The 19662-nt window shown below is 55.6% G+C and carries 20 protein-coding genes; 6 read left to right on the top strand and 14 right to left on the bottom strand.

What is annotated here, in order from left to right:
* Positions 1 to 2: 2 nt before the first annotated feature.
* Positions 3 to 1073: an anhydro-N-acetylmuramic acid kinase gene (locus NeNHUV3_RS02815; RefSeq protein WP_391482360.1), complete on the top strand. Its 1071-nt coding sequence runs from the start codon at positions 3 to 5 to the stop codon at positions 1071 to 1073.
* On the opposite strand, the gene NeNHUV3_RS02810 is transcribed toward NeNHUV3_RS02815, so the two are convergent.
* The 4 genes from NeNHUV3_RS02810 to NeNHUV3_RS02795 form a co-directional block, all read right to left on the bottom strand.
* Complete coding sequence (locus tag NeNHUV3_RS02810; RefSeq protein ID WP_391482358.1) at positions 1070 to 1501, bottom strand: cupin domain-containing protein; 432 nt, start codon at positions 1499 to 1501, stop codon at positions 1070 to 1072. The two genes, NeNHUV3_RS02815 and NeNHUV3_RS02810, sit on opposite strands and share 4 nt — an antisense overlap.
* Positions 1502 to 1597: 96 nt before the next feature.
* Positions 1598 to 2875, bottom strand: a complete 1278-nt coding sequence (gene eno / locus NeNHUV3_RS02805) for a phosphopyruvate hydratase (protein WP_391482356.1) — start codon at positions 2873 to 2875, stop codon at positions 1598 to 1600.
* A gap of 52 nt (positions 2876 to 2927) precedes the next feature.
* Positions 2928 to 3845, bottom strand: a complete 918-nt coding sequence (locus tag NeNHUV3_RS02800) for a DMT family transporter (protein WP_391482355.1) — start codon at positions 3843 to 3845, stop codon at positions 2928 to 2930.
* A gap of 67 nt (positions 3846 to 3912) precedes the next feature.
* Complete coding sequence (locus NeNHUV3_RS02795; protein ID WP_391482353.1) at positions 3913 to 4323, bottom strand: Fur family transcriptional regulator; 411 nt, start codon at positions 4321 to 4323, stop codon at positions 3913 to 3915.
* A gap of 195 nt (positions 4324 to 4518) precedes the next feature.
* Here NeNHUV3_RS02795 and NeNHUV3_RS02790 point away from each other — a divergent pair, with 195 nt between their 5' ends.
* Positions 4519 to 5070: a CBS domain-containing protein gene (locus NeNHUV3_RS02790; RefSeq protein ID WP_391482352.1), complete on the top strand. Its 552-nt coding sequence runs from the start codon at positions 4519 to 4521 to the stop codon at positions 5068 to 5070.
* 8 nt (positions 5071 to 5078) lie between these two features.
* Here the strand turns inward: NeNHUV3_RS02790 and NeNHUV3_RS02785 are convergent, their stop codons facing one another.
* From NeNHUV3_RS02785 to mazG, 4 genes are read right to left on the bottom strand one after another with little or no spacing between them, the layout of a single operon-like run.
* Positions 5079 to 6479, bottom strand: a complete 1401-nt coding sequence (locus tag NeNHUV3_RS02785; RefSeq protein ID WP_391482350.1) for a YdiU family protein — start codon at positions 6477 to 6479, stop codon at positions 5079 to 5081.
* The gene (locus NeNHUV3_RS02780) at positions 6476 to 6925 is read right to left on the bottom strand and encodes a GNAT family N-acetyltransferase (RefSeq protein WP_391482348.1); all 450 of its coding nucleotides are present in this window, start codon (positions 6923 to 6925) and stop codon (positions 6476 to 6478) included. Before NeNHUV3_RS02780 ends, NeNHUV3_RS02785 begins: the two co-directional genes overlap by 4 nt.
* Positions 6922 to 7884, bottom strand: a complete 963-nt coding sequence (locus tag NeNHUV3_RS02775; protein WP_391482347.1) for a nucleoside hydrolase — start codon at positions 7882 to 7884, stop codon at positions 6922 to 6924. The genes NeNHUV3_RS02780 and NeNHUV3_RS02775 overlap by 4 nt, the downstream gene beginning before the upstream one ends.
* A 2-nt stretch (positions 7885 to 7886) precedes the next feature.
* Positions 7887 to 8720, bottom strand: a complete 834-nt coding sequence (gene mazG / locus NeNHUV3_RS02770; RefSeq protein WP_391482346.1) for a nucleoside triphosphate pyrophosphohydrolase — start codon at positions 8718 to 8720, stop codon at positions 7887 to 7889.
* A gap of 127 nt (positions 8721 to 8847) precedes the next feature.
* On the opposite strand from mazG, the gene NeNHUV3_RS02765 reads away from it, so the two are divergent.
* The 4 genes from NeNHUV3_RS02765 (at position 8848) to NeNHUV3_RS02750 (ending at position 12028) form a co-directional block, all read left to right on the top strand.
* Positions 8848 to 9276: a DUF1499 domain-containing protein gene (locus tag NeNHUV3_RS02765; protein ID WP_391482344.1), complete on the top strand. Its 429-nt coding sequence runs from the start codon at positions 8848 to 8850 to the stop codon at positions 9274 to 9276.
* Between the two features lie 39 nt (positions 9277 to 9315).
* On the top strand, positions 9316 to 10365 hold the full coding sequence (prfA, locus tag NeNHUV3_RS02760) for a peptide chain release factor 1 (RefSeq protein ID WP_391482343.1): 1050 nt from the start codon (positions 9316 to 9318) through the stop codon (positions 10363 to 10365).
* Positions 10362 to 11219 carry a peptide chain release factor N(5)-glutamine methyltransferase gene (prmC, locus tag NeNHUV3_RS02755; protein ID WP_391482341.1) on the top strand — a complete coding sequence of 286 codons (858 nt, stop codon included), beginning with the start codon at positions 10362 to 10364 and terminating at the stop codon, positions 11217 to 11219. Before prfA ends, prmC begins: the two co-directional genes overlap by 4 nt.
* 215 nt (positions 11220 to 11434) lie before the next feature.
* Positions 11435 to 12028, top strand: coding sequence for a DUF4167 domain-containing protein (locus NeNHUV3_RS02750; RefSeq protein ID WP_391482339.1), 594 nt, complete (start codon positions 11435 to 11437; stop codon positions 12026 to 12028).
* A 61-nt stretch (positions 12029 to 12089) separates the two neighbouring features.
* On the opposite strand, the gene rsmA is transcribed toward NeNHUV3_RS02750, so the two are convergent.
* Genes rsmA through lptF form a run of 6 tightly spaced genes read right to left on the bottom strand, consistent with a single transcriptional unit; the run spans position 12090 to position 19555 of the window.
* A complete protein-coding gene (gene rsmA / locus NeNHUV3_RS02745) occupies positions 12090 to 12932 on the bottom strand; it encodes a 16S rRNA (adenine(1518)-N(6)/adenine(1519)-N(6))-dimethyltransferase RsmA (protein WP_048598103.1) in 843 nt (280 codons plus the stop codon).
* 3 nt (positions 12933 to 12935) lie between these two features.
* Entirely contained in the window at positions 12936 to 13952 is a 1017-nt protein-coding gene (gene pdxA / locus NeNHUV3_RS02740) for a 4-hydroxythreonine-4-phosphate dehydrogenase PdxA (protein ID WP_391482337.1), read from the bottom strand.
* 3 nt (positions 13953 to 13955) lie between these two features.
* The gene (locus NeNHUV3_RS02735; protein WP_391482336.1) at positions 13956 to 15239 is read right to left on the bottom strand and encodes a peptidylprolyl isomerase; all 1284 of its coding nucleotides are present in this window, start codon (positions 15237 to 15239) and stop codon (positions 13956 to 13958) included.
* Positions 15205 to 17340, bottom strand: a complete 2136-nt coding sequence (locus NeNHUV3_RS02730) for an LPS-assembly protein LptD (RefSeq protein ID WP_391482335.1) — start codon at positions 17338 to 17340, stop codon at positions 15205 to 15207. Before NeNHUV3_RS02730 ends, NeNHUV3_RS02735 begins: the two co-directional genes overlap by 35 nt.
* Entirely contained in the window at positions 17337 to 18431 is a 1095-nt protein-coding gene (lptG, locus tag NeNHUV3_RS02725) for an LPS export ABC transporter permease LptG (RefSeq protein WP_391482333.1), read from the bottom strand. The genes NeNHUV3_RS02730 and lptG overlap by 4 nt, the downstream gene beginning before the upstream one ends.
* Positions 18428 to 19555, bottom strand: coding sequence for an LPS export ABC transporter permease LptF (gene lptF, locus NeNHUV3_RS02720; RefSeq protein WP_391482332.1), 1128 nt, complete (start codon positions 19553 to 19555; stop codon positions 18428 to 18430). Before lptF ends, lptG begins: the two co-directional genes overlap by 4 nt.
* Positions 19556 to 19662 lie beyond the last annotated feature (107 nt).

Raw genomic sequence — 19662 nt, 5'->3', positions numbered from 1 at the left:
CAATGTCGGGCACGTCTTTGGACGGTGTGGACACGGCCATGGTGCTCACGGATGGGGTGCGAATAGCCGGCTTTGGCGAGAGCGGCTTTCGGGCCTATACCGCAGCGGAGCAAGATGTGTTGCGTTCTAGATTGGGGTGCTGGCCAGAGGATGATCTGGCGGATGTGGCTGAACTGGTCGAAACTGTTCATGCCCAAGCGTTAAGCGATTATGGCGATGCGGAGTTATTCGGGTTTCATGGTCAGACCCTAAGTCACGATCCTGCTAACCGCCGGACATTTCAAATTGGCGATGGGCAGGTGTTGGCAGATGTGTTGAACGCGCCGGTCGTCTGGGACTTCCGCTCGGCAGATGTAGAATTAGGCGGGCAGGGCGCGCCGCTCGCCCCTTTTTATCATTTTGCACTGGCCAAACACATCGGCGCGCAGGGGCCAGTGGCATTCCTGAACCTTGGCGGTGTGGGAAATGTCACATGGGTTGATCCGCTACGCGCAAAGCCTGAGGACAGCGGTGCACTTTTGGCATTTGATACCGGTCCGGCGAATGCGCCGATAAACGACGTCATGCAGCGCCACTTTGGTAAGACATTTGATGAAAACGGTGAAACAGCACGTTCGGGTACAGTTGATGATGAACTGGTGCATGCGTTTATGACCCACCCTTATTTCAGCCAACTGCCGCCGAAGTCACTTGATCGCGACAGCTTTCGCGGCGAACTTTCAGACATTGAACAGCTTCGCCCACAAGATGCTGTTGCGACGCTGACGGTGTGCGCTGCGGCGGCGGTCACGCGTGGAGTTCAGTTTTTCCCTGAACCGGTGAGCCATGTGTACGTGTGCGGTGGCGGGCGGAGAAACACCTATGTGATGGAACTGCTGGCGCAATCCCTTGATGCAGAAGTGGTGGACGTGGATCACATCGGCATTGACGGCGATATGCTAGAGGCGCAGGCATTTGCCTATCTGGCGGTACGTGTCGCGCGCGGAATGCCCACGTCATGTACAGGCACCACAGGTGTGGCCGCCGCTGTCGGCGGGGGGATTGTCAGTAGGCCGTCATCCGCAGCCACTTAGCGTGGAATATCAAATTCCGGCGTGGCAAGGGTGAAGCCGTCAAAGGTGAAGCCCGGCATGACAGTGCAGCTGACTAATGTGTAATCGCCTGTGGTGCGTGCGGCTTGCCAAGCATCTTTGGGCACTGTGAAATGCCCGTGCTGCCCTGCCAGAACATCACCGCCCAGAATGTGATCTTTAGCTGGCCCTTCGTCTGCCTCTGCAATGCTCAGCACAAGTGGCGCACCCGCGTGATAGAACCAAATCTCGGTCGCGTCGACTTTATGCCAGTGGCTGCGTTGGCCTTCTTTGAGCAGAAAGTAGATGCATGTGCCCTCAGGTCGATCACCAGACGCAGCCGTGTTTTCAGCGGCCCAAGTCTGGCGGTAATATCCGCCCTCGGGATGTGGCTGAAGCTTTAGGTGGTCGATAATTTGATCGGCTGTCATGGCTGTCTCCTGTCATGAAAAAGGCGCCCCTAGATCAAGGGCGCCCTAACTTCTTTTGTTCTTAAATATCCAAACCAGAACGGTTTCTCAGGTCCTTCAAGATTTCAGGATTGAGCGGCCAGCAAATTCGGCGGCCTCACCAAGCTGTTCCTCGATGCGGATCAGTTGGTTGTATTTGGCCAACCGGTCAGACCGTGCAAGGCTACCGGTTTTGATCTGACCACAGTTGGTGGCAACTGCCAAATCGGCAATCGTTGCATCTTCGGTCTCGCCCGAACGGTGCGACATCACGTTAGTCATGCCCGCACGGTGCGCCATGTCGACTGCTTTGAGGGTCTCTGTCAGCGTGCCGATCTGGTTCACTTTCACAAGCATCGAGTTGGCAGCCTTACGCTCAATCCCCATTTCAAGGCGCGCAGGATTTGTCACGAAAAGATCATCCCCAACAAGTTGGCATCGACCGCCAAGAAGTTCGTTGAGCGCAATCCAGCCTTCCCAATCATCCTCTGACATACCATCTTCGATCGAGAAAATCGGGTAGTCATCAACCAATGACGCAAGATAAGCGGCATTCTCTGCGGACGTCAGTGTTTTGCCTTCGCCAGCCAACACGTATTTGCCGTCTTTGTAGTACTCAGTTGCCGCACAATCGAGCGCCAGCATGATGTCATCGCCTGCTTTGTAGCCAGCTTTTTCGATAGATTTCAGAATGAAATCAAGCGCATCACGGGTAGAGCTGATGTTGGGGGCAAAGCCGCCTTCATCGCCGATACCAGTTGAAAGGCCCGCGGCAGACAACTCACCCTTCAGTGTGTGAAATACTTCTGAGCCCATGCGCACAGCGTCGCGAATGTTTGTGGCAGACACGGGCATGATCATGAATTCTTGAATGTCGATCGGGTTGTCTGCGTGCTCACCACCGTTGATGATGTTCATCATTGGGACAGGTAAAACGCGCGCTGATGTCCCGCCCACATAGCGATACAGCGGCTGGCCCGTGTAGTCTGCGGCGGCTTTGGCAACTGCCAATGACACACCCAAGATGGCGTTGGCACCAAGGCGTGATTTGTTGGGTGTTCCGTCAAGTTCGATCATCGCTGCGTCGATTTCAACTTGCTCTGTCGCATCAAACCCAAGCAGTTCTTCGGCGATCTCGCCGTTTACGGCCGCAACTGCCTGCAATACGCCTTTTCCCTTGAAGCGAGCTTTATCACCGTCACGCTTTTCAACTGCTTCATGGACACCCGTTGATGCACCAGAAGGCACTGCAGCGCGGCCCATCGTGCCATCTTCCAAGATCACGTCCACTTCCACTGTCGGGTTGCCGCGGCTGTCGATGATTTCGCGGGCGTGGATGTCGATAATTGCACTCATAATAAGGCGCCTTTCAGTATGTCTGGGTTTAGCGTGCCTATACCAAGCACCACTATGGTTTGGAAGTCCGTTTCAAACGCGCTTCACGTAGAAGAGTGTAAATGCCGGATGTAACAATAATTGCGGCACCAATAAGGGTCAGAAGGTCAGGGCGCTCACCAAAGAACGTTGTAGCGATCACCAATGCAAAGATTAGCCGTGTATACCGAAATGGCGTGACATAGCCCACATCGCCCACACGCATGGCGGCGACGATCATATAATAGGCGGCAACGCCAATCACGGTCGAGCCAAGCAAGACTGCCCACTGGACAGCGTCAGGCTGGATCATTCCATCGCTGAAGATCAACATAAGCGCACCTGCAGGGATGAGCATAAAAAACGCATAGGTGCTAAGTTGGAGTGACGTGATTGATTTTGGCACGCGGCGGGTAGCGATATCGCGGGTGGCAAGGCCGATGACGCCCTGCACGGCAAAGAGTGATTTAGCATCAAAGCTTTCTGCGCCAGGGCGAATGATCAAAAGCACACCGCAAAAGCCCACAAAAATAGCCGCCCACCGACGCCAGCCCACTTGTTCTTGCAAAAAGAGCGCGGCCCCAAGCGTGACCACAAGCGGGGTGGCCTGCAGAATGGCAGATGCGGTCGATAGCGGCGTGAGGATGATCGCGGTGACAAAGCCAACCGTGCCGATCAACTCGCCGACATTGCGGATGATAACGGCCGGATGCAGCAGCGCTTGGGTCCAAAGGCGCTGACCTTGTGCCCAAGTCATCACAGCAAACATTGCGCCGCCCAAAAAGCCGAAGATAACAAGCAGTTGCCCCACAGGCAGGGTCCCAGCCAGCGTTTTGATCAGTGCGTCCTCAAGGGCGAAACCAAACATCGCGCCCACCATCAAAAGGGCGCCGCGCAGGTTATCGTTCAGGCGGACGGGTGCGCCGCTGGCCTTGGGGCTGGAAAAGGACATGCTCGCATCCGTTTTGTTGTGGTGTGGTTGAGGCGTGGCGTTGTGCGCGGGCCTCAGGATTGAAAGCCTAGCCCTTTTTGGGAACCCCGTATAGCTCCAAGCGGTGGCCGCGCAGCTCGTATCCAAGTTTTGCCGCGATCTTTTCCTGCAAAGCTTCAATATCGGGGTCCATGAACTCGATCACTTCGCCAGAATTCATATCGATGAGATGGTCGTGGTGACTACGGTCCGCGGTTTCATATCGGGCGCGGCCATCGCCAAAGTCGTGTTTGTCGAGAATCCCCGCTTCCTCAAAAAGTTTCACTGTCCGGTAAACGGTTGCCAGCGAAATCTTCGGGTCTTCCGTCACAGCGCGGTTGAAAAGTTCTTCGACGTCTGGATGATCGTTCGCCTCTTGCAAAACGCCAGCGATGGTGCGGCGTTGGTCGGTCATGCGTAGGCCTTTTGCCTCGCAGCGCTCCAAAACGGTGGTGCCCATCGCCATGTCGTCCTTTTATTCGTGCGGGTCAATGCTTAGCTGTTGTTTGTCTGAGGCAAAAGGGGGCAACGCATTTTTGCGCCGTTAAGATGCTGTTCAAGCGGTCGCTCAAATCAGCTCTGTTACTGGACATGCGTCAAAACGCCCTAGTCTCTTAAGGGTACGTTAATTTTTAATACCAAGGGGAATTGCACCATGGCCGCAAGTAACACGACAAACACCTCCAACCGCCGTATGCGCATCATGGATCGGGCGGAATATGCGAGCAAACCCAAACCGCTAACATTCGGGCCGGATGAATTGGTGAAACCTGCCGTCGCGGCCATGTCCGAGATGAACTATGGCTCAGTGATGGTCATTGACGATGACCGCAAAGTCATTGGTGTCGTGACCGAACGTGACATCATGAAAAAGCTGGTGAACGGCGCGTTGGACCCGTCCAAGACGAAACTGTCAGAAATTATGACCCGTGAGCCGCGCTTGGCCAAAGAAACTGATGATCTGGTGGATTGGCTACGAATTATGTCGAACGAGCGGTTCCGCCGCTTGCCAGTGGTGGATGAGAACGGGCGCATCAAGGCTGTTTTCACCCAAGGCGATTTCGTCAGCTACACGTGGCCGGACCTGATGGGCCAAGCCAAAGAGTTGGCGAAAGCATCTGTTTTCAGAAACTGGCCGCTGTTCCTTATCGGCGGGGGCATCATGCTTTATTCGCTGTTGATGATCATTGTGGTGCGCTCAATCTAAGGTCGCGTTTAGGTGCCGCAAAATGTTGCGGCGACCTTTTCATAAGGCTCAGGGGGGCGGCGCAATGCGTCGTCGCTTTGCGGGTCAAAAGGCATTTGCAGCGCGGTATTGAGGTATTTCATGGGGCTCAAGTCACTGCTTACCGCAGAGGCGATCATGTTCTCTATTTGATGGTTGCGCGGAATAATGACCGGGTTCGCCGCCGCCATCACCTCATGCGCGTTAGGTTCGCGCGCGACACGGTCGGCCCAAGCGCTGTGCCATTCAGGGCGCGCATCAAAACTGTCATCGGTCAGTGCGCGGAAGGTGTTTGTGAAATCGGCGCCCTCTGATTGCATTGCGCTTAGGACCGTTTCAATCAGATCGGCATCCTCGGCCATGGGCGTGGACAGGCCAAGTTTGGCGCCGAACACTTTTAGGTAATCAGCCATAAATATTTCGCCAAAAGTGCCGATCTCGTCTTGGAAGGCCTCAATTGCGGTATCGCGGTTGGGTTCGAGGTTCAGCAACGCGGTGGCAAGTTGCGCACAATTCCATGCGGCCATATTGGGTTGGTTTGAATAGGCGTAGCGGCCGGTTTGATCGATGCTGGAAAAGACCTGCATACCGCGGAAATCATCCATAAATGCACACGGACCGTAATCAATTGTTTGTCCGGCGATGTGGCAATTGTCTGTGTTCATCACCCCGTGGATAAAGCCGACGCCCATCCATTTTGCGACCAGTTCTGATTGTGCCTTCAGGACCGCGCGCAGCAATTCAAGCGGCGTGCCGACGTGCGGGTAATGACGCGCGACGGTGTGTTCAAACAGCACCCGAAGGTTCGTATTATCACCCGTGCTTGCAAAATATTGAAATGTGCCGACTCGGATGTGACTTTTGGCAACACGGCTCAGCACCGCGCCCGGCAACGGCCCTTGTTCGCGCAAAACAGACGCACCGGTTGCAACCGCTGCGAGCGCACGGGTGGTCGGGATACCCAAAGCGTGCATTGCCTCGCTGACAACATATTCGCGCAGCACAGGCCCCAGCCATGCACGTCCGTCGCCGCCGCGCGAAAACATTGTGCGGCCTGCGCCTTTTAACTGGATATCTTGGCGCTGGCCTTCGCGGTCAATGACTTCGCCAAGTAGGATTGCGCGGCCGTCGCCCAAGCGTCCGGCCCAATTACCAAACTGGTGCCCTGCATAAGCCTGAGCAATCGGGTCCGCGCCATCTGGAATTTCATTACCACTGAAAATCTCTGCAATATCAGACGGTTCAACTTTAATGTTAAGGTCATTTGCGAGAGTTTCATTGAAGGCCAACAGCTCAGGCGCTGGTGCTTTTTCAGGCGTCTGCCGCGCATAGAGCGCCTCAGGTAGGCGCGCAAAACTGTTGTCGAAGGGGATGTTAGTTTCGGGTTTCATAGGGTGCGCACCATTGTTTGATAGCCGTCGCGTGCGGCAAAGCCCAAACGCTCATAAAGGCCACGTGCACGGATGTTTGTTTTGCCAACCTCTAGATGAATGGCGGTCACTCCGGCATCGGCAAGTGCACGCGGCAGGCTGACTAACACATCACTGCCCATCCCACGTCCGCGTATGTTTTCGCGGATGAAAAACTCATCGATCATGGCAATGAGGCCGCCAAATTCAACTGACCATGTGAAAGTCACGATGACATAACCCACGGGTGCAACTTTTGGCCCGATCAAATACACGCAGCCAAATGGACTTCCATCAAGAAGCGGTGCGATGGTTTGGCCGATCTGTGCTTCATCCGTGGTGATACCTTCACTTTGATGAAGCGCCGACACCATGGTGATGAGTTTGGGCAGAGCCTCAGGCCCCGCAAGATGTAAAGATGTGCTCACGATGGGGCCTTTGATGGGGTGTGGGGCAGGGTGGCCAATCGCTCGGTCAAAAGCGCGAAGAAGCCATCAGCGTCAAGGTTTTGCATGAAGGTTGCATTGGCTGCGCGTTCGGTAATCCGCCAAAAATCAACAACTGTCATACCAAGGGTCAACTCAGAGCCGGTTTCAACAGTCACGTTCACATGGCGGCCCTCAAAAAGCTGAGGCGCAATGAGATAGGCAATCACGCAGGGGTCATGCAGCGGCGCACCTTCTGTACCGTATTTTTGGGTGTCGAAGCGTTCAAAAAAATCGAGCCACTCGGCGACTGTTGTGCCAAGGGTTGTGCCTAAGGCGCGAAAGGCCTCGATGCGCGGTTTTGTGGCAAGCGCTTTATGGGTGACATCCAGCGGCATCATCGTAATCGGCACGCCAGAACGCAGCACGATGTCCGCGGCCTCAGGGTCTACGAAGATGTTGAACTCTGCCGCTGGCGTGATGTTACCCACTTCAAAATAGGCACCGCCCATAAGCACGATTTCTTGGATGCGTTTCGTGATATCTGGTGCTTGCTGCATGGCTTTCGCGATGTTGGTCAGCGGCCCAAGCGGGCAGAGCGTCACGGTTTTGCTAGGCTCGGCGCGCAAGGTCTCAATGATAAAGTCCACGCCATGCTCAGGGCGAAGCGTCATGGCCGGCTCTGTCATCACAGGGCCGTCCAGCCCCGTGCCGCCATGCACATGTTCGGCTGTAATGAGCGGGCGCGATAGTGGCGCTTCACACCCTGCATAAACGGGTACGTCAGCGCGTCCAGCCAGTTCACACACCACCCGCGTATTTCGTTCTGTCAGGAGCAGTGGGACGTTGCCAGCCACGGCTGTTATCCCCAGCACGTTAATTTCGGGGCTTGCCAGCGCCAGTAAAATCGCGATTGCGTCGTCTTGGCCGGGGTCCGTATCGATGATGATTTTACGGGTCATATTTAAGCACCTTTTGCCGTTTGTGCGCGCAGCGCCACTTTGGCTGCGTTCCACAGGCTGTCCATTTCGTCCAACGTGCTGTCCTCAGGGCTTTTGCCGGCTTTGGCCAGCTCTGCCTCGATCCACGCAAATCTTGTGGTGAATTTGGTGTTGGTGCGCCGAAGAGCCGCCTCTGGGTCAACGCCAAGATGGCGGGCCAGATTTGCCATTACGAACAGCAAATCGCCCATTTCATCTTCAACTGCATCGGCATCTTTATTTGCTGTGGCGTCCACCAGTTCAGCCGCTTCTTCTTTCAGTTTATCCAGCACTTGTGTTGTTTCTGGCCAGTCAAACCCTACACGCGCGGCGCGTTTTTGCAGCTTTTGGGCGCGTAGCAGGGCCGGCAGACCCAAAGCGACCCCGTCCAGAACACCGGCTTCGCCACGCTTTTCGCGCTCGGCGGCCTTGATGGTTTCCCAGTCTTTCTTTTGCTGCTCTGCTGATTTATCGCGGCTTTGATCGCCAAATACATGGGGGTGACGGTCCAGCATTTTTTGCGCAATCGCGTCTGCCACATCGTCAAACGTAAAGTGGCCAGCCTCCGTGCCTATTTGCGTGTGATAGACGGTTTGTAGCAGCAAATCGCCTAGCTCTGACTTCAGATCAGCAACGTCATTGCGCGCGATGGCGTCGGCAACTTCATAAGCCTCCTCAATGGTATAGGGGGCGATGCTGTCAAAAGTTTGCTCTATATCCCACGGGCAGCCCGTATCTGGATCGCGCAAACATTCCATGATGTGCAATAAGCGTTTGATGCCGCCGTTTGGCGTGTGGATCAGCTCATGATTTTGCATTATGCACCTCCTCAAGCGCCTGTTTGGGGCAACATATGCATTCAGCGCCCAGAGTTCCAATGCATTCGGGGCGCAACGTTTGATCAACAGACTTAGCAGGGCCCGCATTCGGCAAAGAGAGGCTGATATGAAGCGAAAAGGAAAAGCGAAAGTGATCTCCAGTATTGTGATTGGCATTGTGGCAAGCATCGTGGTTGCTGCCGCCTACATTCGTTTGGCGCCTGTATCTGTGGCCCGCGCGCCGGTTCCTGCGTCATTGACGGTGGGGGAATATCCCGTCGCGGGGGGGCATTATGCCGTGCGCAAAGTCACGAATGCCGAGGCCGCATTGGCTGAGATTACGTCTGCACTGTCGGCCCTCCCGCGCACGCGCAAAGTTGCGGATGCACCGGCGACATTTGTGACCCGAAGCGCGCTTTGGGCGTTTCCGGATGTGACGCGTGTTTGGATTGAGGGCGACACAGTGCATATCGCAGGGCATTTGATTTACGGCAAATCTGATCTGGGCGTGAATAAAGCGCGGATCACGGCGGTCTTGGAACGCGCGGGCCTCTAAAAGCTTGCGCGCCGTTCTGGCATTGGGCACATAGGGCGCATGATCCCAGCTGATACCCTCGCGCAAATTTTGCAACGCCACGAATACCTTGAAGCCGCCATGTCTGAGGCGGGCGCAGATATTGCGACTTTGTCCAAAGAATACTCTGATCTTGGTCCCGTTGTGGCACAGATCAACGCCTACCAACAGCTTTTGCAGAACTTAAGTGACGCAGAAGAGATGATGTCTGACCCAGAAATGCGTGAGCTTGCAGAGATGGAATTGCCGGACCTGCGGGCGGCTGTCCCAGATGCGGAGCGTGACTTACAACTTGCGCTCTTGCCTAAAGATGCGGCCGATGCGCGGCCAGCAATGATCGAAATCCGTCCGGGAACAGGTGGCGACGAGGCTGCACTTTTCGCAGGTGATTTGTTGCGCATGTATCAACGCTACAGCGAGGCACAGGGCTGGAAATTCGAAATCATCGAGCATCAGGAAACTGAACTGGGCGGCATTAAGGAAGTGACTGCACACGTGCAGGGCACGGGTGTTTTTGCAAAATTGAAGTACGAAAGCGGCGTGCACCGCGTGCAACGTGTTCCGACAACTGAAAGCGGCGGGCGTATTCATACCTCTGCGGCAACGGTGGCCGTATTGCCCGAGGCCGAGGATGTAGACGTACAAATTGATGCAGGCGATCTGCGCATTGATACGATGCGGGCCAGTGGCTCAGGCGGACAGCACGTTAACACAACCGACTCTGCCGTGCGGATTTTGCACATTCCCACGGGCATCATCGTGGTGAGTTCGGAAAAATCGCAGCACCGTAACCGCGAAATCGCGATGCAGGTTTTGAAAACACGCCTCTATGATATGGAGCGCCAGCGGGTCGATGATGCACGCTCCGCTGACCGCAAAAGCCAAGTTGGCAGTGGTGACCGGTCCGAGCGCATTCGTACTTATAATTTCCCGCAAGGTCGTATGACAGATCACCGGATCAATCTGACGCTTTACAAGTTGGACGCAATTATGGGCGGCGATCTGACCGAGACCATTGACGCGCTGACTGCTGAAGCACAGGCAAATCTTCTGGCCGAGATGAACGGATGAGCACGCCCGCAACGGTGCAATCTGCTTTGATGGCAGCAATTGTGCGGTTGCGTGAAGCGGGTGTTGCTGAGCCTGCACCTGATGCGCGCCGCCTAATGGCCCACGCACTGGGCATCGCTGCATCGCGCCTTACACTTCACAGCCATGATACAATTTCCGCGCAGGCGGCGGTCACTTTTGAAGCCTACGTCGATGCGCGATTGGGCCATCAACCTGTGGCACAAATCATCGGTCGACGTGCATTTTATGGCCGCGAGTTTATTGTGACCAAAGATGTGCTCGACCCGCGCCCTGATACTGAAACGCTTATTGAGCGGGCGTTATCTGCGCCTTATTCAAAAGTTCTTGATCTTGGCACAGGGTCGGGGAGCATTCTTGTCACTTTGCTTGCTGAAAATCCGGCGGCGACGGGCGAGGGGGCCGATCTTTCAGCGGCCGCTTTGGCTGTTGCAGAGCAAAATGCCATCGCCTGCGGTGTGGCGGACCGTGCCGCATTTTACCGCTCGGACTGGTTGGGTGGGGCGAGCGGCCCGTATGATCTGATCGTTTCAAATCCGCCTTATATTGCCGAAGATGCAATGGCAGGACTTGCCCGTGATGTGCGCGAGTGGGAGCCGCATATGGCGCTGACACCTGGCGCCGATGGGCTGAAGGTTTATCGCGTTCTGGCGGCTGATGCGGCGCAATTTTTGACAGCAGATGGGCGTATCATTGTCGAAATTGGCGCAGGGCAGGGGCCAGATGTGGTTGCGCTGTTTGAACAGGCGTTATGGGCAAATGTCGGCTTGTTTAAGGATATTAACGGCAAAGACCGTGTTGTGTGTGGTCAAAAGTCACCAGCACAGGTGATTTAAGGCATTAAATACATAAAATTTGTGTCTTTTGGCTTGCGACTGCCTGCGCCAAGTGCTTTTGTCTACCCAGCGACGGGATTGGAACCAGTTCAATCATCGCTGTTAAGCTGACACTGCGAGTATTGGAAGCCGCGACGCGCTTCTTTACGCATGTATCACGTATAAAAATGGACTGCGCCGATGTGAGGCGCCACTAAACGGGCCATCGATACCTTATGAGATCATCTAAAAACCGCTCGCGGAACAAAAGCCGCAACACTAATCGCCCGTCCGGTGGCAACGTCATTAACCGTGTTTTTGACAGCTCTGGTCCCGAAGGCAAAGTGCGCGGCACGCCTCAGCAAATCATTGATAAATACACGCAACTTGCTCGCGATGCACAGCTTTCCGGTGACCGCGTTGCCGTCGAAGCGTTTCAGCAGCACGCCGAACACTACTTGCGTATCCTTGGCGAAGCGCAGCGTGAAGTTGAGGCAAAGCGCGAAGAGCAAGAGCGCCTGAACCGTGAGCGTCAAGAGCAACGCGACCGTGAACGCCAAGAGCGCGCCGAGCGTCAGGAACGTGAAGGCGGCCCCGTTGAGGCATCGGAAGATGCCAGTGAGGCACCCGCTGAGCAAAATACGGATACAGATGCGCCAACTTCTGAAGATGCACCGGCTGAGCGCCCTAAGCGTATCCGCCGTCCGCGCAAGCCTCGTGTTGCGAAAACAGATGAAAATGGGTCTGCAGAGGCAGCTTCAGAGACTGCTTCAGCTCCGTCAGAGGCCCCTGCGGCTGAGCAAACGCCCGATACATCCGCAGCTGAATAAGCTTTTAAGCGTTTAGAGACTGCGCTGAATGCGGCCAAGCTGCGCTTAGCATCACGTCCACTCAACCAGCAGCTACGGCGCGGGCAAGAGCACAGAATTGTTCCAGCCCAACTGTTTCAGCGCGCTCGGTTGGTTTGATACCTGCTGCAATAAGGCGGTCCTCGATATCGGGCGCCACGCCTTTGAGTGATGCGCGCAGCATTTTGCGGCGTTGGTTAAATCCTGCCGCCACAACCCGTGATAACACTTTGGCATCCGCCTCAAACCGTGGTTTGGGAAGGGCTGTCAAATGCACCACTGCTGAATGCACTTTTGGTGCGGGTGTGAACGCCTCTGGTGGAAGTGACATCGCGATGCGCGTATCTGCGCGCCACTGGGCCAAAACGGCCAGTCGTCCGTAGGCTTTGCTGCCCGGTTCCGCAACGATACGCATGGCGACTTCGCGCTGGAACATCAACGTGAGGCTGCTCCAGAACGGTGGCCATTCAGGTGGGGTTAACCACCGAACCAACAACTCTGTACCCACGTTATAAGGAAGATTTGCCGCAATTCTGATGGGCGGCGTCAGGTGCTCAAGCGGGTTCACGTCAAGCGCGTCACCGATGACATAGGACAGCCGGTCGGGGTAGGCGGCGCTGATTTGATCCAGTACGGGACCACAGCGGGGATCTTTTTCAATTGCCAAAACGCGGCGCGCCCCTTCGGCAAGCAACCCACGGGTCAAGCCGCCGGGACCAGGTCCGATTTCAAGAACGTCGCAATCTGTCAGTGAGCCTGCCTGCCGCGCGATTTTTGCTGTCAGGTTCAAATCCAACAAAAAGTTCTGCCCAAGGGATTTCTTGGCAGACAGTTGGTTTTCCGCAATCACATCTGCAAGCGGGGGAAGGGTATCTATCTGGGCCATTAGCTATTTTTCTGTTGTAGCGGGCGCGGCATTGCCCGTTTTTGCGTCGGCCATTTTGCGTGCCATGTTCAGGGCGGCGATAAGACTATCGGCATCTGCAACTCCTTGGCCCGCAATGTCAAAAGCGGTGCCATGATCAGGTGAGGTTCTGATGAAAGGCAACCCAAGGGTGACGTTGACGCCGCCCGAAAAATCAAGCGTCTTGATCGGGATAAGTGCTTGGTCGTGATACATGCACACCGCCACATCATAGTTTTTGCGTGCGGCTGCGTGAAACATCGTGTCGGCCGACAAAGGCCCCGTGATGTTCATACCCTCACGGCGCAAGGCATCTAGCACAGGGGTGATCATGTCGATTTCCTCGCGCCCCATGGCACCACCTTCGCCCGCGTGGGGGTTAAGGCCTGCGACCGCAATCCGCGGGGCGTCTATGCCAAGGTCACGCCTTAGCGCGCGGTGGGTGATCAACAACGTGTCCGTTAACCGCGCTGCGGTCAGCTGGGTCGGGACGTCCTCAAGGGGGATATGAATGGTGACAGGCACAACGCGCAGTGCGTCGCACGCCAGCATCATGACGACCTGATCGACGCCCGCCAATGCTGCGAGATATTCTGTGTGACCCGGGTAGGCAAAATCTGCGCCGTCTTTAAGCGCTTTTTTGTTGATGGGCCCTGTGCATAACGCGCTGGCTTCACCCGATTGCACCAAGGACACACCACGCGCGATGGCTTCGATAACGCCGGCTGCATTTCTGCGGTCTGGCTGTCCAGCGATGTTTTCGGCCGGAAAAGTAATCGGCAGAACAGGTAGCGCTTCGGCACTTACGTGCACTGCGTCTTGGGGGGTATGTATCTCGCGGATGGGAGTGCCGACCGGTATGTGTCGTGGGTCACCTAGGTAGAAAAACGGCTGTCGGCCCCGCAAGCGGTCCCATGCCTTGGCGGCAATCTCGGGGCCAATGCCAGCGGGTTCACCGCAACTAAGCGCGATTGGGGCTTTTTGCTGTGTGGTTTGGGTCATTGCCTATTGGTCGGTGATGATCGCATCTGCGCGTAGTTCGGCCAAGAAGCCCTCGGCCAACCGCTCAACACGTTCGTTCAAAAGTGAGGTGCGGATGGCACCACGGTCTATGTCCTCGCCAAGTTGGGGTGTGCGACCACACAGCATCAAAAACACCAAGGTATCGCCACCAGCGCGCGTTAGCGCAGTTGAAACTTCGTTGTCGTCCAGTTTGGCTAGCTCAAGCGCGATGTCGTTGGGGATATCTGAAGGTGCCAGCGCACCGCGGTCCAAGACGCGCGCAGGTTGGCCTTGGGCAACGCCGTATAGATCATCGCATGTATCGACGCTGGCACGGATTTCTGCGGCGCGTTTGAGCCCCGCTTCAGAGCGCCCGCCAGCGATGTAATAGGCCGCATAGTCGATTGCTGCGGGGGCGGGGCTTGGTGCGCTTGTTTCTTCAATGCCGCGCAGTTGAAACAGCACAACTGCTTCACCGGATGAAATGGGCTGTGTGACCGCACCACGCTGCAGGGACAAAAAGCGCTGTGCGATGGCTGGAGGAAAGTCCGACAAGGCGCGCCAATTCAGCCGGCCACTGTTTTCGCGGCTGTTGGACAACGAATACTGTCGTGCAAGCGCTGCAAATTGTGCGATTGATTGAACTTGTGCGATTTCTTCCGCCCGCGCGCGGGTTTCATCGGCGACTTCTGGTAAATTCGCCAACACGATCTCGGACAGCAGAACCCGTACGCCACCTGCTTGGTTGGCTGAAGACAGGGCGATGCGGCGCTCGATCTCGGTGTCGCTGACTGCGGCGCGGGGCGCAAAGCGTGCCCGAACAAACTCGCGCCAACCGATGCCCACTTCGACGAAACTGCGAAATGATTGCTGGTCTACGCCGTCTTGGGCAATAGCGGTGATGAATTGTTCAAGTGTGAGCCCACCGCGACCTGCAAATTCTGCCATCCCTTCCAGAACTTGCTCGCGGTTTGGAGTTATCCCCGCTGATGCAAGCGCGTCTTGCTTGAGCCGGTCATCAATGAGTTGCTCGCGTGCCAAGTCTGCAGGGTTGCCCGGCGCATTGAGTACCTGCAAAAAACGTGCCCGTTGATCCAACTCGTAGCCGGTGATGACGCGGTCATTCACTTTGATCGCCGGCGCAAATTGATTTTGCGCCAGTGCGGCTGAGGAACAGATAACAAAAGCAAAAGCCACCTGTGAGGCGCTCTTGGCGAAACGGGAAAACGATTTGATCATTGTGCTGCTGGCCTCAATTACACCGGTGCGATTTTTCCATTGTGCCACGAGAGCGGCCCGTGCTGAACCCTTTAAGTGACACGGTCAGGTCGAAATCGGTTGTGGGATCTAAATTTGTTGATGAGGTAAAGCGCCGTGAGACTGCGGCACCGACAACAATGCATTCATTTTCGTAACTCACGCCAAAACCGGCGCGCGCTGCGGTACCTTCGTTGAAGTCATAGCGCAGATCACCCTGGGCTGACCAATAGCGGTCAAAGTGGTAGCTGCCGTCTAATGTCAGTTCTGCAAAATCTGTGTTCGGTAGGTCTGTGTCCGCTTGGGACCAGTAATAACTGCTGGCCAAACGCCAATCCGTGGTTTGATACGACAGGCGCAGATCATTGCCTTGAAATGTCAGATCGTCTTGCACGACAGCGCGGTTGGTCAGTGTCAGCGCATCGTTGAATTTGACTTGTGCTGCCAGCAGCCAGTCTGAGCTACGGTTTACCAGCCCTGTTGTCGCAGCGAAATCATCATCTGTATCCGCACGGAAACTTTTGCCAGCACTAAGTGCGTAATGCCAGCCATCCTTTCCTGTGCGCGCGTAATTCAAGCCAACCGTTGTGCGTAAACCCGTTTCAACTGCGTCGTGCCCGCTGAAACGGCTAAAAGACAGCAGATTACCTTCGTCGAATTCTGAGCGTGTGCTGTCTTCGTTGCGCGGCGTGTCACCCAAAGTGTCTGCCCATGAAAGTTGTAGAATTGGCTCAAGGATATGCGTCGCTTGGTCCGTATTTTTCGCAAGCGGATACCGCAGGGTGATTGAACTTGCAGGTGTTGCGCGGCTTAGGGTGTCAGCCTCACCAAGATCGTCTCCTGAGGTGTAGACATCCGCGCCAATGCGTGCATCAAAATCAATCGCAAGGCCGGCCATGAACCAGCCTTTTTGATAGAGGGCAGCAGCGCTGAGACGTGTGACGTCGCGGCCAGCGGGGGCAAAACTAAACGGCGTTGCACCTGAGTGAACCGCAGCGTCGGTGCCCGAAAATCTTTGATGTGCGTGAATGTCGCCGCTGAGATCAAGCGTGCCACCGCGAACATTTAGGCGCTTTGTATAGCGCAGATCGCCAACAAGGGGCGGAAGGGTTGAGGTTTGCTCGCCTGAGCGAAGTGATTTGAAGTACGTCAATGTTGCATCAAACGCATCTTTAGCGCGCACCCGCTCAAGGCTGATGGCGCTGTCGAGGCGGTCTTTTGCATTATAGCCGTAGTCGATCAAATATGTGTCGTCGGATGTTTGTTCGATATCAAAACTGAGCGTGTAATCCCGACCTAAGTCAAATGATCCGTCCGCAAAAAGATAGCTGCGTTGCCCGGGTACAAGATCATCGTCGGTCAGCGCACCGCGCACGTTCAGATTACCACTGGCAAAGGCTTGTCGGTAACGAAACTCGATTGTTGCGGTGGATGACGAAAAATAGGGGGTCAGCGTCAGGTCTTTGTCGTCCCCGATCGGTATAAAATACGGCAGCTTCAGGCCGGTTCCAAGCTGGCTGTTCGTGCGCAGGCTTGGCACCAAAAAGCCAGCAGCCCGCTCAAGCGTTGGATCAGGCAGGCGAAGTTTGGGCAGATAGAACACGGGGATATCCAACACGCGCAACTGAACGCTGTCGAAGTAGAGTTGTCGCGCGCCTTGATCGTGCACAATTTCTTTGGCCCGCAATTGCCAAAGGGGCAGGTCATCTGCTCCGCAAACGTGGCAGCTGGTGACTGCAACTTTGTAAAGCTGAGTGTAACGGCCGCTTACGCGGTTCACTTCGGTCGCTGCAAGCTGCAGCTGTTCGGCCAGAACCACCCGCGCGCTTTCCAGTACACCGTCACGCAAATCCTGACTGATTTGCGCCTCGTCTGCCACAACGATTGTGTCGCCGTCGACCAAGGTCAGCGGTCCTTCAATGCGCAATTTGTCAGTGGCTTGATCGTAAACTACCCGCGATGCCTTCAGGCGCGTTGAGCCGAAAAGGACTTCAACGGCCCCCGATGCGACCAGACGATTTGCGCCGTCAAAACTGATGGTGTCGGCAACTAATGTTGCGTTTTGTGCTGCGGCAGGGCCCAGAGTAGAGAGCAAAATGCCTGCGGATAGGCTCAAAACACGCAACATCATCCGTCCTCCAAATGAAGCAGCATCGCAATTGCCAAACAGATCGCAGCAATTGGGGGTGCCCATGCGGCAAGGATAATCGGGATTTGACCGTTTTCACCAAGCACCTGCGCCAAGTTGCGCAAAAAGAACGCACCAAAACCCATCATGATTGCATAGAGCACCATCTGACCGGTCTTGCCAAAACGCACATGGCGCATGGTGAACACGGCCCCAATAAGGACCATTGCGATCAAAAATAGCGGAAGCGCCAACTCCATATGATACCAGATCCTGTAGGATAGCGCCGAAAAGCCAGCGGTTTCGAGATCTGCGATGAAGCGCGGCAGCGCCCAGATTGGAACAGCACTTGGGGTGCCGAAACTATCTTGAATTCGGTCCCGCGTGAGGTCCGTAGGAATGGTTAACATTTCTGCAGTGATCGCGGTGCGTTCGGGGTTAGGGTCGTTTAAGCGCCAAGTCTTTGCATCCCGCAACCGCCAAGCCCCGTAGGTCAAAACCGCTTCAACTGCATTGACCCGCGTAATGGGCAGGCCGTCCTCGGAATAAGCCAAGAACATCGCATTAACCAACCGCGTGCCGTCGGCACTTGATTGCTGTGCGTGGATCACGGTTTGCCCGCGCAAATCGCCCTGACGTAGCCAGAGCCCTTCGTCTGAAACAGATAGAACTGAGGCCGCGCCGTCTGTGTAGCGCGCAGCGTTCTCCTCGTATTGTTTGGAGGTTGCAGCAACCAGTGGGTTCAGGACGCTCACGGAGAGCGCACCTAGCCCCGCGGCTACGACGATCGGTGCAAGAAGTGACAGCAACGCACTTCGCCCCGCCGCCCGTGTGATCACCAGCTCAGATGTACGCGCAAGGCCTAGAAACAGCGTCAGTGTGGCGATGATCGTGATGAGCGGCAAAATGGTGTAGAGACCCGATGGCACGTTTAAAGCGGCCAGCCCAAGGATGCCTGCAAAAGACACATCCGCATCGCTGAAACGGCGAACCTGTTCGAGCACATCAATCAACAGCAGGACTGCAAAGAAAATAGCGCCAACCACCAAAAAACTGCGCAGGAATTTTATTGCAAAGTATAGGTGCAGCGTCATGTGGTGATCTCCCGCGTGCGGCGGCGCAGCAGGCTGGGGCGAGCCGATAGCCACAAAAGGGCGATTGCAACCAAGGTGCCCCCGAAGGCTGGAACATACATCAGTGGCCAGAGGTTTGCCTCTTCCAGTACTTTTGCGGTGACAATGTTCTCGCCGAGTTTGGTCAAGATCAATGCGATGGTCGCCCATACGACGCGGGGCCAGATGCCAAACCTGCTGAAGCTGCCCACCATCAAGAACGCAAATCCCATCAGCGCCGAGACTGGGGCCAAAAGGGGGCGCGCAAACCGCAGGTGGGCTTCCGTGATCAACGTGGCGCGCGATGCGCCTGTTTCGTCTTGCACTGCAGGTGTCGCCGCGAGCAGCTCTGCTGTGCTTAACTCATCCACTTTGCGTTTACCTGTTGGAGCCGATGAAATCAGCCCGCCGATATCGTAAGCGAAATCAGCAAAAGTGGTGATCGATATCTGATTGGTTGAGGCGCGGCGAGTTTGCGCTTGGCCATCGAACATCACCAATTTTGCACCGCTTTCCCCCCGCACTAAAAGCGCTGATTTGGCGGTGTAGGTCACGCTGCGTTCCGGGTTTCGCGCATCTGATAGAAACAAACCAACCAGTTCGCCACGCTCTGTGATGTCACTAATGAATAGCGTCACATCTTTTGCTGGGTGTTGGAATCGTCCCGTACTAAGCAGTTTGGCGGTGATGTTCTGCGACACTTCCGCGGTCCGATCCAAGAGCCGTGCGGTGCTCATGGGCATCAAAACATGCGACAGCAGTGACATCAAAACCGCCACGACCATCCCGAACACCAAAACGGGTCGCGCAAGCCTGAAGCCGGAGTAGCCAGTGGCTTGAACCACCACCAACTCGCTCTCTTGGCTCATTCGGTTTGTCACATAGACCGCCGCAGCAAAGCACGCGATGGGCAGAACTGCGGCGATTGCTACGGGTAGGGTCAGTGCGGAAAATTCAAGGAACACCAACGCAGTTTGCCCGTCACCGATGAGTTGGTCGAACAAGCGCACAGCGCGGTTGACCCAAAGCACAAGCACCAAAACAAGGCTGAAAAACCCGAAAAGCACCATAAGTTGGGACAGCATGTAGCGGTCAAACCGGGGCATTGGCGCGCACGAGGCTCCTGATCTTGATGTGGGTGTCGGCAGACTGTTGCTGCACACTAGCCCATGCACACGGCAGGCGAAACTCGTTTCTGGTCAATCCTATGTCT

The organism is Nereida sp. NH-UV-3, from assembly GCF_042939535.1.
GTDB lineage: Bacteria > Pseudomonadota > Alphaproteobacteria > Rhodobacterales > Rhodobacteraceae > Nereida > Nereida ignava.
This window is presented reverse-complemented; position numbering and strand designations above follow the sequence as displayed.

What these genes read in the sequence shown, in the direction of transcription:
- eno (WP_391482356.1), bottom strand. Translation starts at nt 2,875, where the DNA reads ATGAGTGCAATTATCGACATCCACGCCCGCGAAATCATCGACAGCCGC.
- lptG (WP_391482333.1), bottom strand. Translation starts at nt 18,431, where the DNA reads ATGACGCTGCACCTATACTTTGCAATAAAATTCCTGCGCAGTTTTTTG.
- NeNHUV3_RS02765 (WP_391482344.1), top strand. Translation starts at nt 8,848, where the DNA reads ATGAAGCGAAAAGGAAAAGCGAAAGTGATCTCCAGTATTGTGATTGGC.
- NeNHUV3_RS02775 (WP_391482347.1), bottom strand. Translation starts at nt 7,884, where the DNA reads ATGACCCGTAAAATCATCATCGATACGGACCCCGGCCAAGACGACGCA.
- mazG (WP_391482346.1), bottom strand. Translation starts at nt 8,720, where the DNA reads ATGCAAAATCATGAGCTGATCCACACGCCAAACGGCGGCATCAAACGC.
- NeNHUV3_RS02810 (WP_391482358.1), bottom strand. Translation starts at nt 1,501, where the DNA reads ATGACAGCCGATCAAATTATCGACCACCTAAAGCTTCAGCCACATCCC.
- NeNHUV3_RS02800 (WP_391482355.1), bottom strand. Translation starts at nt 3,845, where the DNA reads ATGTCCTTTTCCAGCCCCAAGGCCAGCGGCGCACCCGTCCGCCTGAAC.
- NeNHUV3_RS02790 (WP_391482352.1), top strand. Translation starts at nt 4,519, where the DNA reads ATGGCCGCAAGTAACACGACAAACACCTCCAACCGCCGTATGCGCATC.
- NeNHUV3_RS02730 (WP_391482335.1), bottom strand. Translation starts at nt 17,340, where the DNA reads ATGATGTTGCGTGTTTTGAGCCTATCCGCAGGCATTTTGCTCTCTACT.
- prfA (WP_391482343.1), top strand. Translation starts at nt 9,316, where the DNA reads ATGATCCCAGCTGATACCCTCGCGCAAATTTTGCAACGCCACGAATAC.
- NeNHUV3_RS02785 (WP_391482350.1), bottom strand. Translation starts at nt 6,479, where the DNA reads ATGAAACCCGAAACTAACATCCCCTTCGACAACAGTTTTGCGCGCCTA.
- prmC (WP_391482341.1), top strand. Translation starts at nt 10,362, where the DNA reads ATGAGCACGCCCGCAACGGTGCAATCTGCTTTGATGGCAGCAATTGTG.
- NeNHUV3_RS02750 (WP_391482339.1), top strand. Translation starts at nt 11,435, where the DNA reads ATGAGATCATCTAAAAACCGCTCGCGGAACAAAAGCCGCAACACTAAT.
- lptF (WP_391482332.1), bottom strand. Translation starts at nt 19,555, where the DNA reads ATGCCCCGGTTTGACCGCTACATGCTGTCCCAACTTATGGTGCTTTTC.
- rsmA (WP_048598103.1), bottom strand. Translation starts at nt 12,932, where the DNA reads ATGGCCCAGATAGATACCCTTCCCCCGCTTGCAGATGTGATTGCGGAA.
- pdxA (WP_391482337.1), bottom strand. Translation starts at nt 13,952, where the DNA reads ATGACCCAAACCACACAGCAAAAAGCCCCAATCGCGCTTAGTTGCGGT.
- NeNHUV3_RS02795 (WP_391482353.1), bottom strand. Translation starts at nt 4,323, where the DNA reads ATGGGCACCACCGTTTTGGAGCGCTGCGAGGCAAAAGGCCTACGCATG.
- NeNHUV3_RS02815 (WP_391482360.1), top strand. Translation starts at nt 3, where the DNA reads ATGTCGGGCACGTCTTTGGACGGTGTGGACACGGCCATGGTGCTCACG.